The sequence below is a fragment of the Saccharothrix sp. DSM 118769 genome (genome assembly GCF_052936295.1).
In genome coordinates, this window is record NZ_CP193627.1 from 5,549,468 (window position 1) to 5,565,349 (window position 15,882).

Consider the following 15,882-nt stretch of genomic DNA (forward strand, 5'->3'; position numbering starts at 1 on the left):
GATTCCCCACCCGCCGGCCCGGGGCCCTCCCACCCCGGTCCGGCGCGGTCTCACTGGCCCATGCCCAGGCCGCCGCTGACCGGGATCACCGCCCCGGTGATGTAGCTCGCCTCGGCGCCCGCCAAGAACCGCACCGCCGCGGCCACCTCGTCCGCGGTGCCCGGCCGGCCCATCGGGGTCATGGCCATCAGCATGTCCATCCGCTTCACCGACAACCCCCTGGTCATGTCGGTGTCGATGATCCCCGGCGCCACGAGGTTCACCGTGATGCCGCGTCCGCCGAGCTCCCACACCAGGGACCGGGTCAGGCCGAGCAGCCCGGACTTGGTCGCCGCGTAGTTGGTCTGCCCCGGCGAGCCGAGGAACCCGAGCACCGAGGACAGCACGACGACCCGCCCCCTCCTGGCGGGGATCATGCTGCGGACCGCGGCACGCACGGTGGCGAACACGCCGGTCAGGTTGGTGCGCAGGACCGAGTCGAACTGCTCGGCGGACATCCGGAGCATGGGCACGTCCAGGGTGGTGCCCGCGTTGGCGACCACCACCTCGACCGGTCCGTGCACGGCCTCCGCGTCCTCCAGCGCGCGCTCGACCTCGCCCGGTGCGGTGACGTCCGCCCTCACGCCGAGCAGGTCTTCGGGCGGTTCACCCGAGCGGTAGGTCACCGCCACCCGGTCGCCCGCGGCGGCGAGCGAGCGCGCCACGGCCAGCCCGATCCCCCGGTTGCCGCCGGTGACGAAGACCGACCGGCTCACGTCCGCCCACCCCACAGCGTGTCGTCGGCCAACTCCTGGTCGATCCGGACGAGCAGTTCCCGGTCGATCCGCTTGATGTCGTCGACCACGTGGCGCACGCCCGTGCGCGCCATCTCGGCGCGCTGGAAGTTGTGCGGCATCGAAGCCGGGACGCCGAGGAAACCGGCGCCGAGGGCCTTGGCCACCTCGGCGACGCGGTTGATGTCGTCGACGAACAGCACCTCGTCGTACTCGTAGCCGAAGACGTCCCGGGCGATCTCCTTCATGCCCGGTCGGAAGTCGTTGACGTCGACGTAGGGCACCTCGGCGTCGAAGTGCTCCCTCAGGTGGCCCAGGTACTTGTCGAAGGTGTACTCCCGGTTGCGGCCGCCGTAGCAGACCACGCGGACGCCGGTCTCGCTCAGCGTCGCCAACAGCTGCTCGGCGCCGTCGACCACTTCGACCTGGTGGGTCTTGAGGTACTCCTCGCGCTCTTCGAAGAACGCGGCGATGGTCTCCTTGCCGGACCAGGGCAGCTTGCACGCCAACGCCATGTTGTGCCCGGCGGCCAGTTGGGGCGAGCCCCAGACCGCGCGTTCCACCTCGGCGGTGTAGGTGCCGCCGTGCTTGGTGACGAACCGCTCGATCACCGGGCTGTAGGTGTCGTTGAGCAGCACGCCGTCGCTGTCCAGCGCCACGAGTCGGATCTTCCGCAGAACGCTCATCGGTTTCCTCCGGGGTGTCTGGTGGTGCGGTCAGGCCGTGGTGAGCACGAGTGCCGCGTTGTGCCCGCCGAAGCCGAAGGACGTGCTGACCGCGACGTCGACGGGCACGGCGCGCGGTGCACCGCTGACGACGTCGATGTCCAGCTCGGGGTCGAGCCGGGTGAGGTTCGCCGTCGGCGGCACGCGGTCGTGCTCGACGGCCAGCGCGGTGTACGCCGCCTCGATGGCGCCCGCCGCGCCCAGCGCGTGCCCGGTGACCCCCTTGGTGGAGGTCACCGCGGGGCGTCCGCCCAGCACCCGGCGGAGCATCCGTCCCTCGATGACGTCGTTCATGGGCGTCGCGGTGCCGTGCGCGTTCACGTGGTCGACGTCGGACGGCGCCACGCCCGCGTCCGCGAGCGCCGCGCGCAACGCCCGTTCGGTGCCCCGACCTTCGGGGTCGGGCGCGGTCGGGTGGTGCGCGTCCGTGGTCGACCCGTAGCCCCTGATCACGGCGTGGACGTGCGCGCCGCGGGCCCGGGCCTCCTCGACCCGTTCGAGCACCAGGACGCCCGCGCCCTCGGCGGCCACGAACCCGTCGCGTTCCGCGTCGAACGGCCGGCACGCGCGGTGCGGTGCGCCGACCCGCCGGGAGAGCGCGCCCATCTTGGCCAGCCCGGCGATCACGACCGGCGTCAGCGCGGACTCCGTGCCGCCCGCCAGGACCACGTCGCAGGCGCCCGACCGCAGCAGGTCACGGGCGATGCCGAGCGCGGTGGCGCCGGACGCGCAGGCGGTCGCGGTGACCAGGCTCGGGCCCTTGGCCCCGAGGTCGATGGCGACGTACCCGGCGACCATGTTGACCATGTACATGGGCACGGTCAGCGGCGACACCCCGGCGGGCCCGTCGGCCACCAGGGCGTCGTGCTGCCGTTCGAGCGTGCCGGCGCCGCCCAGCGAGTTGCCCAGGACAACGCCGACCCGACCCCCGTCCCACCCGTCGCCGTCCCAGCCCGCGGCCGTGCGCGCCTGCCGCGCGGCCACGACCGCGAGCTGCACGAACCGCTCCAGCACGCGGGCCTTCAGGCCGCCGAGCAGGCGCCCCGGGTCGAAATCCGGCACACGGCAGGTGAAGTCGACCGGGCCGCCCGCGAGGGCGTGGTCCGGCTCGGCCCGGGACACACCCTCGTGCAGGCACGCCCAGTTCTCCGCGGCGCCGGAACCGGCCGGGGTGACGAGCCCCATCCCGGTGATCGCGGCGCCGAACGATTCACTCCTCCGGTCCATCAGGCCACGGCGCCCTTCGCCGCGGCCATTTCGGCCAGGTCCCGGATCGTCATGTCGTCGGCGAGCTCGTCGTCGGCGATGGCGATGCCGAACCTCTTGCCCACCACGAGCCCGAACTCGATCAGCACGAGCGAGTCGAACTCCAGGCTTTCGAAAGTCGTCTCCGGCGTCGCCGCCGTGCGGTCGACGCTGAACTGCTCGACCAGCACGTCGACGATCCCTTCTTCGATCGCGCTCACATTTCCCCCCTGTCCAGTACGAACTTCCGGTCGCGGTCGATCACGTCACCGTCACCCGAGGCCAGGTCAGCGACACCGCACCCCAGGTCAGCCCCCCGCCGAAACCGGCGAGCACCACGCGGTGGCCCTCGCGCAGGCCTCCGTCCGCCGCGCCGTCCACCATCGCCAGCGGTATCGACGCGGCCACCGTGTTGCCGACCCGGTCGATGTTCGACACGAACGACGAGGCGGGCAGGCCGAGCCGGTCCGCCACCGCGGCGAGGATGCGCGAGTTGGCCTGGTGCAGCACGACCCGGTCCACCTCCGGCAGGGACCAGCCCGCCCGGTCCGCGGATGTCCGCACGGAGTCGGACATGCGCAGCACCGCCTCGTGGAAGACCGCCCGCCCGTGCATCGTGAAGTACAGCTCCTCCGGCCGGACCGGCCCGAGTGAACGGCGCCGCGAACCGCCGCCGGGTATCGAGATCAGCTCGCTGCGGCTGCCGTCGCTGCCGAGCGTCACCCCGCGCAGCACGCCCGGCTCGTCGTCGTCCCCCGCCCGCAGCAGCACCGACCCCGCACCGTCGCCGAAGACCGTGCGGGTGGTGCGGTCGCCCGGGTCGAGGATCGTGGAGAAGGTGTCGGCGCCGATCACCAGCACGGTGTCCGCGTACCGCGCCGCGATCAGCCCGGCGGCCGTCGCCAGCGCGTAGACGAACCCGGTGCAGACCGCGGCCACGTCGAACGCGGGCACGCCGTCCAGGCCGAGCCTGCTGGCCACCTCGGGCGCGGTCGCCGGGCAGAGGCGGTCGGGTGTGCTGGTCGCCACGACCACCGCGTCGGCGTGGTCCACGCCCGCCGACTCGAGGGCCCGGCGGCCCGCCTCGACGGCCAGGTCCCCGGTCGACTCGCCCGGGAGGATCACGTGCCGCTGCCCGATCCCGGTCCGGCTGCGAATCCACTCGTCGTCGGTGTCGAGCACCTCGGCGAGCTCGTGGTTGGTGACCACGGTCCGCGGCAGCAGGCCGCCCAGCCCGACGAGCACGGCGGCCCGGCTCACGGCCGCATCTCCTCGGCCAGCTCGACCGAGACCCGGCAGATCCGCTTCCCGCCCTGGTGGAACACCACCTCGGTCCAGCCGCCCTCCCGCGGCACCGCGGTCAGCGTGATCGGCGCGTCCAGCTCGGCGTAGGCGGAGAAGGACGCGTCCATGCCCACCATGCGCCCACAGCCCGCCGCGGTGGCGACCGCGAGCTGCCGGGCCGCTTCGACGAGCACCATTCCCGGGACGTGGTCCTGGGGGTGGTCGAAGAAGCTGATGTTGTCCACCGGTACGCGCAGCACCGCGCCCACCCCGCCCGCCCGGGTCTGCAGGTCGAGCAGGAGCGTGTCGTCCCGGTTGGTCCGGCCCGCCAAGGCGGGCTCGACGAGCCGCCCGGTGCTCACCGGCGGCTGCGTCCGGGAGGACGGCAACGGGCCGGTGCGCCCCTTCCCGCGCATGACCAGGTAGGCGTCCCGGGCGACGTAGCCGACCTGCATCCTGACCTCGCCGAGCCGGACGCCCGACACCCACATCCCGAACTCGTAGGTGAGCCCGCGCAACGTGCCCGCGACCAGGTACGGGTCGCGGGTGCGCGCCGTCATCACCAGGTCGAGCGGGCCCGGGCCCGGGCTCGGCGCGTCCGGCACGAGCGCCATGGTCCAGTTGCGCAGCACGAAGCTCGTGCCCTGCTCGATGCCGTGCACCAGGTGTGCGGCGCACGTCTCGGCCTGCCGGCAGCACTCCAGCAGCACCATGGCGTCCGGGAACCGGGACGAGCCGGTGAGGCCCGTGTAGTGCGGGTGCGCGACGGGGAGTTGCGCCGCGGCGGCGAACTCGTCCTCCGCGACCTCCCGGACGTCGGTCAGGAACACCTCGCTGAGGTTCCGGCGGTGTACCAGCGCGCGGTCGACCGTGCGCGCGAAAGAGAGCCCGTCCACGAATTCCGACAATCCTGGACCGTTGTTCAGCACTGACACTTGAACCATCCCCCCGTGCAATGAACAAAGGAACACCCGATGCGCCGCGTGCGGCGACCCCCGTCCCGACACGCAGAATGCAAAGAACTTTCGGATGCCCATCCCCTGCGGTCGAGTGTACCGAAATGATTCGCACCCGACCCGCGTTCTCCGAAACCCGAGATTATTCGACGCGACCGGACCACACGCCGATCACTTCACCGCGATCGGGTTCGCGGGCGCACCCACCGCGCCGGTGAAGGGCAGGGGCGCGGCGGTGAGGAAGAACTCGTACACGCCGTCCCGGGCGCAGTCCTCGGCCAACTCGTCGAGCTCGAACATCTCGCCGAGCACGACCCCGGCGTTCACCAGCAGCACCAGGTGCAGCGGCTGGAAGATCTCCGCGGTCTCGTTGGGCCGGACCTCGACGCCCCAGGTGTCCGAGGCCACCGCCGCGACCTCCCGCTCGCACACGAACCGCGCGCTGGACAACGCGAGCCCCGGCGCGGCGCCACCGGCGTAGTCACCCCAGCCGCGCGACCGCGCGTGACCGAGGTGACCGGTGCGGACGAGCAGGATGTCGCCCCGACCGACGGTCACGCCCTGGTGCCTCGCGCAAGCTTCGAGCTCGTGGTCGTGCACGGCCTCACCCGGTGCCAGCACGGGCACCCCGCGGAACCGGGCGACGTCCAACAACACGCCCCGGCCCGTGAGGCCCGCGCTCATGCGCTCCACGCCGCACTTGGCGGCGCCCGAACTGGTCACCTCGGCGAGCCCGTAGCCGTTGTACATCCGGTCGTCGTAGAAGATGTGGCTGAAGGCGTCCCAGTGCGTGGCGCACTGCAGGGGCATGCTCACCGCGTCGTCCGTGTACCGCAGCCCCGGCAGGTGATCCTGCGCGCCGAGGGCGATGTCGCCGCCGTCCTGCACCATGTGGTGCACCGGGTTCCCTCGCCCGTAGGCGCCGGTCTGCGGACCCCGCGCGTCCAACGGCATCGCGAGCGAGATGACGCGCCCACGCCGGACCAGCGCCGCGGCACCGACCACCGCCTCGGCGTCGATGAAGTTCAGCGCGCCGAGCTCGTCGTCCGGCCCCCACCGCCCCCAGCGGCGGTACCGCTCTGCGAGTGCCTCGACCCGCTGTCCGTCCCAGGCCTCAACGCCGGTACCGGTCATGTGTTCCCCCCTTGTCCCGCCCGGTCAGGGCGGCGCTTGTCCCGTCCGGTCCCGCGGCGCGTCCCCGCCTCCGTCCGATCGCACCCCGTCCGTCCCCACGAACGGGTCCCACCCGTGCGGCTCCTGATCCAGCACCCCTTCCGCGGCCAGAGCGGCGGCCAGGGCGTCCTTCTCACCGGCGGTGAGTTCCGGTATCGGCAGCCGGGTGGGGCCGCACGGTCGTCCCATGATCTCCGCGGCGGCCTTGAGCCCGGCCGGGTAACCGGGCACGAGCAGCGAGAGCAATCGCGCCGCACGCGCCTGGAGCACCCCCGCGCGCTCGTGGTCGCCGGCGACCGTGGCCTCCCACAGCCCGGTGACCAGCCTCGGGGCGATGACCGCGCAGATCGAGAAGCACCCGGCCCCACCCAGCACGTGCTGCGGCAACGCGTACTCCACACCACCCAGCACCGAGAAGTCCGAGCGAACCCCTCGCACCACTCGGACGTACTCGGCGAAAGCCCCCATCAGACCGCTTGCCTCCTTGAGCCCGAGGAAGTGCTCGTGGCGTCGGGCCAGCTCGGCGACCAGTCCCGGCGACAGCGGAGGCCCCATGGACGGCGCCGGTGAATAGGCCAGCACCGCGATGTCGACCGCACGGGCGACCGCGTCGAAGTGGTCCAGCAGGCCGCGATCCCCCGGCAGCCAGTGGTACGGCGCGGTCACGACGACCGCCGACGCGCCGACCGACTCGGCGTGCCGCGCCAGTTCGACGGTGTGCGCCGTACCGGCACAGCTCACGTGCACCGCGACCGGCGCCCGCCCGGCCGCCGCCTCGACGGTCAGCGCCGTGACGCGCCTGCGCTCGGCGAAGGACAGGTTCAACGACTCGCCGACGTGCATGAGCGCGCACAGTGCGGGCACCTTCGAGCCGAGCAGGAAGTCCACCTGCGCGGCGTGCGTCTCCGCGTCGACACCCCCGAGGGCGTCATAGGGCGTGAGCAAGCACCCTATGACGCCCTCCCAGCGGCCGGCATTACCGAACAGCCCCATGTTCGGCCCCTCCCCCTGCCGCCGGCCTCAGCCGGCGACCGGCGCGCCCACGACCGACTCGGCTACCGCGCAGTCCTGCTCCACGGTGCCGCCGGACACCCCCACGGCGCCGATCACCTCGCCCGAATCGTCGGTGATCGGCATCCCCCCGCCGAAGGTCACCAGCCCCGCGTTGCTGTGCTCGATGCCGTAGACCGGCCCCCCCGGTTGGGAGATCTCCCCGATGCCGCTCGACGGCATCCGGAAGTACACGGCCGTCTTCGCCTTCTTCAACGCGAGGTCGATCGAACCGAGCCACGCGAGGTCCATCCTGGAGAACTGCACCAGGTGTCCCCCGTTGTCCACGATCGCGATGTTCATGGCCACACCGAGTTCGCGCGATTTGGCGATTCCCTCGGCCACCCTGAAGGCGGCCTCGTCCTGCGTGATCGAGCCCATGAACGCTCCTTCTGCGATTTTCCCCGTTTTCTGGAGGTGAACCCAACTATGGGGCAGGGGGGTGCGCCGCTCAATGGGCGAGATCTTCCTGGGCGCCGGACTTCCCAGGATCAGCAGTACCAGGAACAGGCGCCTCCGGCGCGAGCGCCCGACGGGCGAACCGCACCAGGAACTCGCGCAGGCCGTCGTCGTCCGACCCGCCCGTGATCGCCCGGGTCAACTGCGGGGTCGCAACCGGCCACGCCGCCAGGGCGATGGTCACGACCAGCGCGAACGCGGCCGATCCGTTCGGCGCGATCCCCAGCGTCCGCGCCAGGGCGTGGGTCTTGCGGGCGTAGTGCTCCTCCCGTTCCCGCTCGTCCGGCAGCGGCGCGTCGCCGTAGTGCAGCGCCTCCCACAGCAGCAGGCGCAGCAGTTCCGGGTTCGCCCGGTGGAGGTCGTAGACCCGGCCGACGTACTCGCCGATGTCGCCGGAGGGCAGGTCGAGCGCCGCGGTGTGCTCGCGCAGCGCTTCCCGCACGACCGTCTCGAACAGCTGTTCCTTGCTGCCGAAGTGGCCGTAGATGCGCTCCTTGCTCACCCCGGCCTGCCGGGCGATGCGGTCCACCCTGGCACCGGCGATCCCCTGGTCGGCGAATTCGGCGCGGGCGGCGGCGATCAGTCTGGCCCGTGTGGCGGCGGCGTCCCTTGGCACCCGGTCACCATAATCCTCGCCGTTCCGCCCAACCAACCAGACGGTTGGTTGGTACGCTCGCCCCATGTCGGTGACACCGCCCGCGGGCGACGTCCAGGGCTTCCGCCCGACCGCCCGCACCACCGTGCTGCTGACCGCCGCGGGCATCCTGGTCGTCGGCCAGATGTACGTCGTCCTCCCGTTGCTCGCACCGATGAGCGGCGCGTTCGGCCTGCCCGTCGGCGATGCGACCTGGTTGGCCACCGGTTTCGGCGCGGCCTACGCGGCGGGCTTCCTGCTCGCCGGGCCGCTGGCCGACCGGTACGGACCGCGGCGGGTCATCGTGTGGGGCCTGTTGGCCACCTCGGTCACCACGGCCGCGGTCGCGGCCGCGGGCGACCTCGGGTCCGGCGTGGCACTGCGGGCCCTGCAGGGGTTCACCGCCGCGTCGTTCGCGCCGGCCGCCTTCTCCTACGTGACCAGCCGGATCGCACCGGAACGCCGCCCGCTCGTGCTGACCTGCGTGACGAGCGGCTTCCTGGCGGCCGCGGTGGTCATGCAGGTCGGCGCGCAGGCCGTGGAGGCGGCGGCGGGGTGGCGCGCGGTGTTCCTGGTGTCCGGACCGCTGCTCGCGCTGGCCGCCCTGCCCGCACACCGCGTACTCGGCGCGGACGAGCCCGGCAGGGCCACGTCCGTGCGCTCGGCGTTCGCCGCGATGCCGAGGCTGCTGGCCGATCCGCGACTGCTCGCGCTGTACGGCGCGACGGCCACCGTCCTCGGCGGGTTCGTCGCCGTCTACACCGCGGTGAGCGTCAGCGGCCCGCCCGGGATCGCGGGTGACCCCGGTGCGCTGTTGTGGCTGCGCGGCAGCGCGTTGCCGGCCATGATCGCCGTGCCGCTGCTCACCCCGGTCCTCGGCCTGCTGCCCCGGCACGTCCGCCTGTCCGGTGGCCTGGGCCTGGCGGCGGTGGCGGCCCTGGCCGGCTCCGCGGTGGGCGGTTCGGTGATCGCGCTGGCCTGCGTCCTGCTGCTGCTCGTCGGCGGTGTCGCGATCAGCGCGCCCGCGCTGGTGGAGGCGGTCGGCGCGCGGGGTGGGGCGAGCCGCGGCGCCGCGGTGGCCTTGTACGCCTGCGCCATGTTCATCGGCGCCAGCCTCGGCCCCCAACTGGTCAACGTGCTGCACGGCTGGGAGTTCGACGCGGTGGTCCGCGTGGTGGCCGTCGTGTTCGCGACCGGCGCCGTCCTGGGCCTCGCCGCCCGCCGACGCTGACCGGCAGCGGCGGAACCCGATCGTTCCGCGACCGCTGCCGGGTCCACCGCCTGGCCCACGACGCCGGAACCCGCAGGCCACCGGCTACCGCTACCCGCGCGAGGGCGTCGACGTCCTCGCCGACCGGGCACCCGAGCCGCACGACGTGCTCGAACGGCGCCACGACGAGGGCGTGACCCACGCGGAACCCCGTTGTGGGTGTCCGATGTGGAGCCCGGCTCCTGTCACGACCTGCGTGCGGCCCGCTCCACGTCGACAACCGCACGCACAACCGGTTCCCACGCGGCGTGCGCGTCCTGGGCGAACACGCCGCCGCCGAACTCCAGCAACGCCGGCGCGCACTCCGGTACGCGACCATCAGCCCCGGCCTCGGTCTGCCTCGGCAGCCGCTTCCGAGCTGTTGGTGCTTGGTGGGTCGGCGGGTGGTGGGCACCGCAGCCGGGCGTGTTCCTGGAGCGAGGTGACCACCGCGTCGCCGCGGTCGACGGCCTCGATGCCCTGCACGGTGGCGGCCAGGCCCTGGACGGTGGTGACGCACGGGACGCCGCGCGCCACCGCGGCGGTGCGGATCTCGGAGTCGTCCCGCCGCCCGGACGAGGTGCTGACGACGAGGTCCACCTCGCCGGTCAGGATGCGGCTCACGATGGTCGGCTCGTCGTCGCGGCCGGACCCGTCACCGTGCGCGCGGACGACCGTGACGTCGACGCCGTGACGGTGCAGGACTTCCGCGGTCCCCGCGGTGGCCAGGATCTCGAACCCGACGTCGGCCAGCGCCTTCACCGGGAAGATCGTGGCCCGCTTGTCGCGGTCGGCGACCGACACGAAGGCCCGGCCCTTGGTGGGCAGCGGGCCGCCGGCGGCGGCCTGTGCCTTGGCGTAGGCAGCGCCGAAGACCGCGCCGATGCCCATCACCTCGCCGGTGGAGCGCATCCGCGGGCCGAGCGAGTTGTCCACGCCGTGCCCCTCGGAAGTGCGGAACCGGTTCCGCGGCAGCACCGCCTCCTTGACCGCGACGGCAGCCTCGGGCGGCAGCGTGCCGCCGTCCCCGTCGGGCGGCAGCAGGCCCTCCGCGCGCAGCTCGTCGATGGTGGACCCGAGCATCACCCGGGCGGCGGCCCTGGCCAGCGGCACGCCGGTGGCCTTGGACACGAACGGAACGGTGCGGCCGGCCCGCGGATTCGCCTTCAGCACGTGCAGCACGCCTGACGCGAGCGCGTACCGCACGTTCACCAGCCCGCGCACCCCGATGCCGTCGGCCAGGACACGGGTGGACTCGCGGACCCGGGCGATGTCGGCGCGGCCGAGCGTGATCGGCGGCAGCGCGCACGCCGAGTCGCCGGGGTGCGCGCCGGCCTCCTCGACGTGCTCCACGACGCCCCCCAGGTACAGCTCGCGGCCGTCGTAGAGCGCGTCGACACCGATCTCGATCGCGTTGTCGGGGAACCGGTCCACCAGCACCGGGTAGCCGATCTCGTCGGCGATCCGCTCGGCCTGCTCGAACGACGTCGCCGTGCCGCGCGTCGGCGCGGTCAGCCCCACCTCGGCCAACAGCGCGTCGAACGCGCCGCGGTCCTCGGCCAGGTCGATGCCCGCCGGGCTGGTGCCGACAACCGGCACCCCGGCGGCCTCCAGGCGCGCGGCCAGGCCCAGCGGCGTCTGCCCGCCCAGCTGCACCAGCACCCCGACGACCTCGCCGGTGGCCTGCTCGGCGGCCACCACCTCCAGCACGTCCTCGAAGGTGAGCGGCTCGAAGTAGAGGCGGTGGCTGGTGTCCGGGTCAGTGGACACCGCCTGCGGGTTGCAGTTGACCATCACGGTCTCATAGCCGGCCGCGGCGAGCGCGAAGCTCGCGTGCACGCACGCGTAGTCGAACTCGGCGCCTTGGCCGGTCCGGTTCGGCCCGCTGCCGAGGATGACCACTTTCGGCGCGACAGCCGGTGGCGCGACAGCGGGTGGCGCGGCGGGTTCCTCGCCGTAGGACGAGTACAGGGCAGCGAACTCCGCCGCGCACCTGTCGACCGCCTCGTACCCGGGTCTGATGCCCAGCGACCAGCGCAGTTCGCGCACCTCGTCCTCGGGCAGGCCGCGCAGCTCGCCGATCTGCGCGTCCGACAGGCCGTGCCGCTTGGCGAGCACCAGCGTCTCCGGCCGGATCGCGCCGTCCTGCCCGGCGACCGCCCGCGCGACCTCCTCGATCCGCCGGACCTGGTCCAGGAACCACGGGTCGATGCCGGTCGCGGCGGCCAACTCCTCGACCGCGGCGCCGGCCCGGATGGCCTGGTGCACGGTGTGGATGCGGACGTCGGTGGGCCGTCGGCTCGCCTCGACCAGAGCGTCCTTGTCACCCGGCTGCTCGGCCCAGCTGAGGGAGCCGCCGTCCTCGTCCAGCGAGCGCAGGGCCTTGTTGAGCGCTTCCGGGAAGGACCGGCCGATCGCCATCGCCTCCCCGACCGACTTCATGCGGGTGGTGAGGCCCGCGTCGGCAGTCGGGAAGTTCCCGGACGCGAACCGCGGCACCTTCACCACGACGTGGTCCAGGCTCGGTCCGAAGGCGGCCGGAGCCTGCCCGGTGATGGCGTCGGGTACCTCGTCCAGCGTGTAGCCGACGGCCAGCTTGGTGGCGATCTCGGCGATCGGGACGCCGGTCGCCTTGGCGGCGAGCGCGCTGGAGCGGGACATGCGCAGGTTCGCCCCGACCACGATCGTGCGGCCGGTACGCCGGTCGATGGCGAACCGGATGTTGCAACCGCCGTCGACGCCGACCGCGCGGACCACCGCGATGGCCACGTCGCGCATCCGCCGGCACTCCTGGTCGGTCAGCGTCGTGGCCGGTGCCGCGGTGATGGAGTCGCCGGCGTGCACGCCCATCGGGTCCAGGTTCTCGATCGAGCAGACGACGACCACGTTGTCGTCGCGGTCGCGCAGGAGTTCGAGCTCGAACTCCTTCCAGCCGAGGACCGACTCCTCCAACAGCACCTGCCGGGCAGGGCTCGACACCGGCCCGGCGCCCACCATGGCCGACAGCTGCCGCTCGTCGTGGGCGAAGCCGGAACCGCCCGTCGTGAACGAGGGCCGCACCAGGATCGGGTAGCCGAGTTCCGCCGCTGCGGCGTGGCACTGCTCCGGCGTGTGGCAGGTGGCGTCGCGGGCGACGTCGGCGCCCACCCGCCCGACGATCCGCTTGAACTCCTCGCGGTTCCCGCACGCACGGACCGCGTCGATGTCGGCGCCGATCAGCTCGACGCCGTACCGGGCGAGCACGCCGGACTCGTGCAGGGTGACGGCGTTGTCGAGTGCGGTCCGGCCGCCGAAGGTGGCCAGCAGGGCGTCCGGCCGCTCCTTGGCGATGACCTGCTCGACCGTCTCGGGGGTGACCGGCTCCACGTAGGTGGCGTCGGCGAACTCCGGGTCGGTCATGATGGTCGCCGGGTTGCTGTTGACCAGCACAACCCGCACGCCCTCCGCCTTGAGCACACGGCACGCCCGGGTGCCGGCGCAGTCGAGCTCGGCGCCCTGGCCGATGACGATCGGACCGGGTCCGATCACCAGCACGGAGTTCACGTCACTGCGCCGCGGCACGGACCGCACCTCCCATCGCCGGCAGAACCGCTCGAAGCCGTGGTGGCCGAGGATCCCGACCTCGCCGGGTGCGCTGGTCGGCGACCGGGCGGCTGCGGAAGCCGTGACCGCCCTCCGGGACGAGCGGCGCGGGACGGCCGTCTCACGTGCGGGCGGCGGGTGTGTCGTCGGTGGCGGGCCAGCGCCGACCGGCCTCCCAGTAGGACTGGACTTCGTCCAGGGAACGGCCCTTCGTCTCCGGGGCGAGGAAGAACACGAAGAGCCAGGCCGCGACGGTGATGGCCAGGAGGACGAGGTAGGTCGCCAGGCCGCCGACGGCGTTGAGCAGGCCCAGGAAGAACTGGGCGACGACCAGGTTGGTGGTGAGGTTCGTCAGCAGCATCACCGACGCCCCGGCGCCGCGGAGGTGGTCCGGGAAGCCCTCGGCGGCGAAGACCCACACCAGCGCCCCGAAACCGGAGTTGAAACCGACGACGAAGACCACCAGGCCGAGGAGGCCCACCACCTCCGGCGAGTCGACGGCGAACCCGAGCACCATCAGGGCGTGTCCCAGGCCCATGAGGGTGGTGCCGGCGAGCAGGGCGGGTCGCCTGCCGAACCGGTCGGTCGTCAGCGCGCAGACGAGCGCCGCACCCGCGCCCGCGAGTTGGACGAAACCGGGCAGCACCAGCACTCCGAAGGTGTCGGTGTACCCCATGTGCTCGAAGATCCGCGGGCTGAAGAACACCATCGCGTTGATGCCCGTGGCCTGGACGAAGAACCCCAGCGTGATGACGAACAGCGTCAGCGTCCGGTAGCGCGGGCTGAACAGGGCGCGCAGGACGCCCGGCGGACGCGCGGAACCGGCGGTCGAGCCGGTCCCCCGGTGTTGACGCCGGCGATCGGTCTCGGGGAGGCGTGTCAGCCACAGGGCGGTGACGAGGGCGAGGACACCGGGAACGGCGATCATCAGCCGCCACTGCCCGCTGCCCGTGAGGAAGTAGCCGCCGATGTACCCCATCGCGCACCCGAGGGAAGTCGCCACCTGGTACAGGACGGCGGTGCGTCCACGAGCGCGTGTCGAGACCGATTCGGCGATGAAGACGGGGGTCGCCACGATGGCGATGCCGATCGCGATGCCCTGCGCGAAGCGGCTCGCGTCCAGCCACACGAGGTTGACCGACGTCACGGCCAGGGTGGTGCCCGCCAGGTACAGCAGCGCCAACCCGAGCAGGGTCGTCCGGCGGCCCAGCGCGTTGACGAGCCTGCTGCCCAGCAGCGCGCCGACGATCCACCCGGCCGCCGTGGCGGCGTACAAGGAGCCCTGCTGCGTCGTGGCGAGGGTGAAGTGGTCCGTGACCAGCACCAGCGCGCCTGCCATGGCGGTGGCGTCGTAGCCGCAGGTCAGTCCCATGATCATGGCCAGGACGCCCACTCGGGTGTCCTGGCCGTGCCGGACGGGGCGGGTGGTGGTCACGCCGATCAGTCCTCCTCGGGTACGGGGACCGCCGTGGCGATCGCGGTGATGAGCGAGGGGTGCGTGGCGGCTGAGGCGAAGCAGACTTCGAAGACCTGGTCGGCCTTCTCCAGCGGGCGCGTGAGGTCCAGTGGCCGCCCGTCGAGATCGGTGCAGCGACCACCGCACTCCCCCAGGACGCACACCGCCGCCGCCACGTCCCAGATCCGGCAACCGCGGTGCACGAACGCGCCGTACGCGCCGTCGGCCACCATGCAGATGTCGAAGACGCTGTTGCTCATGCGGACGCCGAGGCACGCCGTGCCGATGGTGGTGACGAGCCGCCCTTCGGCCGCCATCAGGTCGGCCGCCCCTTTGTCCATCCCGTACGCCACCAGCGAGCGGTCGAGCCCGGTGGTCGGGAGCGGCCCGAGCGGTTGCCCGTCACGGGTGGCCCCGCGGTCGGACTGGGCGACGTACACCGTGCCGAACGCGGGCAGCGCCAAGCCGCCGGCGAGCACGCCGTCCGGGCCGACCGCCGCCATCATCACCCCGTACAGGGGGCTGCCGACGGCGTAGTTGCTCGTGCCGTCCAACGGGTCGACGACCCAGGTGATCCCGTGGTCACCGGGTGTTCCGCCGCTCTCCTCCTCCAGGATCGCGTGCCGCGGGTAGGCGTCCCTGATCCGCCCGGTCAGCAACGCGCCCAGTACCAGGTCCGTGTCGGTGACGACCTGGTTCACGTCCACCGGCTTGACCGTCGCCCGGCCGGAGCCCTGCATCCGGGTAGCCACCCCGGACGCTTCGCGAAGGCAGGATTCGATGAACGCGGTGTAGTCCGGTTCCGGCCCGGTCACCGCGCCACCTTGGCGTATTCCGCGATGATGGGCCGCTCCGGGGTGATCACGGTGTCCGGGATCTCGTCCAGGGCGAAGAAGCGCCACGTGCTGTTCTCCGCGGTGTCCAGGAGTATGGCGGCGTCCTGCGGCAACCGGGCCGCGTAGGCGGCGGTGACGTTGAAGATCTCGTCACCGTTCGGGTAGCGGTAGTAGTACTCGGCACCGGAGAAGATCCCGAGCAGGCTCAGGTCGCCGACGTCCAGGCCGGTCTCCTCCTTCACCTCGCGCCGCCCGGTCTCCTCGAACGACTCCCCCGGCTCCATGAGTCCGCCGGGCAGTCCCCAGCCCCCGGTGTCGACCCGCTCCAGGAGCAGGACCCGACCGGCCGGGTCGGCGACCACGACCGACGTGCCGGGAAGGATCAGCGGCCGGGTCCCGACCAGCTCGCGCAGGTCCGCCACGTAGTTGTTCACGATGCTCTACCACCACTTTCGCGCTA

General features: G+C 72.6%; 15 protein-coding genes. 1 reads left to right on the top strand and 14 read right to left on the bottom strand.

All coding sequences use genetic code 11. From position 1 onward, the window contains the following. Positions 1-50: 50 nt before the first annotated feature. The 10 genes from ACRAKJ_RS23740 to ACRAKJ_RS23785 form a co-directional block, all read right to left on the bottom strand. Positions 51-755, bottom strand: coding sequence for an SDR family oxidoreductase (locus ACRAKJ_RS23740; RefSeq protein ID WP_438922630.1), 705 nt, complete (start codon positions 753-755; stop codon positions 51-53). Beyond that, a complete protein-coding gene (locus ACRAKJ_RS23745; RefSeq protein WP_438922629.1) occupies positions 752-1,459 on the bottom strand; it encodes an HAD family hydrolase in 708 nt (235 codons plus the stop codon). The genes ACRAKJ_RS23740 and ACRAKJ_RS23745 overlap by 4 nt, the downstream gene beginning before the upstream one ends. A 30-nt stretch (positions 1,460-1,489) precedes the next feature. Next, complete coding sequence (locus ACRAKJ_RS23750) at positions 1,490-2,725, bottom strand: beta-ketoacyl-ACP synthase II (RefSeq protein WP_438922628.1); 1,236 nt, start codon at positions 2,723-2,725, stop codon at positions 1,490-1,492. Beyond that, entirely contained in the window at positions 2,725-2,964 is a 240-nt protein-coding gene (locus ACRAKJ_RS23755; protein WP_438922627.1) for a phosphopantetheine-binding protein, read from the bottom strand. The genes ACRAKJ_RS23750 and ACRAKJ_RS23755 overlap by 1 nt, the downstream gene beginning before the upstream one ends. Positions 2,965-3,004: 40 nt before the next feature. Then, entirely contained in the window at positions 3,005-4,003 is a 999-nt protein-coding gene (locus ACRAKJ_RS23760) for a beta-ketoacyl-ACP synthase 3 (protein WP_438922626.1), read from the bottom strand. Continuing rightward, complete coding sequence (locus ACRAKJ_RS23765) at positions 4,000-4,923, bottom strand: AfsA-related hotdog domain-containing protein (protein WP_438922625.1); 924 nt, start codon at positions 4,921-4,923, stop codon at positions 4,000-4,002. Before ACRAKJ_RS23765 ends, ACRAKJ_RS23760 begins: the two co-directional genes overlap by 4 nt. A 231-nt stretch (positions 4,924-5,154) precedes the next feature. Then, positions 5,155-6,117: a cyclase family protein gene (locus ACRAKJ_RS23770; protein WP_438922624.1), complete on the bottom strand. Its 963-nt coding sequence runs from the start codon at positions 6,115-6,117 to the stop codon at positions 5,155-5,157. Between the two features lie 24 nt (positions 6,118-6,141). Then, positions 6,142-7,149: a dihydrodipicolinate synthase family protein gene (locus ACRAKJ_RS23775; protein ID WP_438922623.1), complete on the bottom strand. Its 1,008-nt coding sequence runs from the start codon at positions 7,147-7,149 to the stop codon at positions 6,142-6,144. Between the two features lie 27 nt (positions 7,150-7,176). Beyond that, on the bottom strand, positions 7,177-7,587 hold the full coding sequence (locus ACRAKJ_RS23780; RefSeq protein ID WP_438922622.1) for a heme-binding protein: 411 nt from the start codon (positions 7,585-7,587) through the stop codon (positions 7,177-7,179). Positions 7,588-7,657: 70 nt separating this feature from the next. Continuing rightward, positions 7,658-8,281: a TetR family transcriptional regulator gene (locus tag ACRAKJ_RS23785; RefSeq protein ID WP_438922621.1), complete on the bottom strand. Its 624-nt coding sequence runs from the start codon at positions 8,279-8,281 to the stop codon at positions 7,658-7,660. Between the two features lie 64 nt (positions 8,282-8,345). On the opposite strand from ACRAKJ_RS23785, the gene ACRAKJ_RS23790 reads away from it, so the two are divergent. After that, on the top strand, positions 8,346-9,530 hold the full coding sequence (locus ACRAKJ_RS23790) for an MFS transporter (RefSeq protein ID WP_438922620.1): 1,185 nt from the start codon (positions 8,346-8,348) through the stop codon (positions 9,528-9,530). Positions 9,531-9,887: 357 nt separating this feature from the next. Here ACRAKJ_RS23790 and carB read toward each other — a convergent pair whose 3' ends face one another. The 4 genes from carB to ACRAKJ_RS23810 all read right to left on the bottom strand — a co-directional run bounded on the left by carB (position 9,888) and on the right by ACRAKJ_RS23810 (position 15,856). Beyond that, a complete protein-coding gene (carB, locus tag ACRAKJ_RS23795; protein ID WP_438922619.1) occupies positions 9,888-13,109 on the bottom strand; it encodes a carbamoyl-phosphate synthase large subunit in 3,222 nt (1,073 codons plus the stop codon). A gap of 142 nt (positions 13,110-13,251) precedes the next feature. Then, entirely contained in the window at positions 13,252-14,565 is a 1,314-nt protein-coding gene (locus ACRAKJ_RS23800) for an MFS transporter (protein WP_438922618.1), read from the bottom strand. A 5-nt stretch (positions 14,566-14,570) separates the two neighbouring features. After that, entirely contained in the window at positions 14,571-15,401 is an 831-nt protein-coding gene (locus tag ACRAKJ_RS23805) for an inositol monophosphatase family protein (protein WP_438922617.1), read from the bottom strand. Then, the gene (locus tag ACRAKJ_RS23810) at positions 15,398-15,856 is read right to left on the bottom strand and encodes an NUDIX domain-containing protein (RefSeq protein WP_438922616.1); all 459 of its coding nucleotides are present in this window, start codon (positions 15,854-15,856) and stop codon (positions 15,398-15,400) included. The genes ACRAKJ_RS23805 and ACRAKJ_RS23810 overlap by 4 nt, the downstream gene beginning before the upstream one ends. Positions 15,857-15,882: the final 26 nt, after the last annotated feature.

Excerpts from the sequence above, each read along its gene's own strand:
- ACRAKJ_RS23775 (WP_438922623.1), bottom strand. The coding sequence starts at position 7,149 with ATGGGGCTGTTCGGTAATGCCGGCCGCTGGGAGGGCGTCATAGGGTGC.
- ACRAKJ_RS23780 (WP_438922622.1), bottom strand. The coding sequence starts at position 7,587 with ATGGGCTCGATCACGCAGGACGAGGCCGCCTTCAGGGTGGCCGAGGGA.
- ACRAKJ_RS23745 (WP_438922629.1), bottom strand. The coding sequence starts at position 1,459 with ATGAGCGTTCTGCGGAAGATCCGACTCGTGGCGCTGGACAGCGACGGC.
- ACRAKJ_RS23790 (WP_438922620.1), top strand. The coding sequence starts at position 8,346 with ATGTCGGTGACACCGCCCGCGGGCGACGTCCAGGGCTTCCGCCCGACC.
- ACRAKJ_RS23770 (WP_438922624.1), bottom strand. The coding sequence starts at position 6,117 with ATGACCGGTACCGGCGTTGAGGCCTGGGACGGACAGCGGGTCGAGGCA.
- ACRAKJ_RS23750 (WP_438922628.1), bottom strand. The coding sequence starts at position 2,725 with ATGGACCGGAGGAGTGAATCGTTCGGCGCCGCGATCACCGGGATGGGG.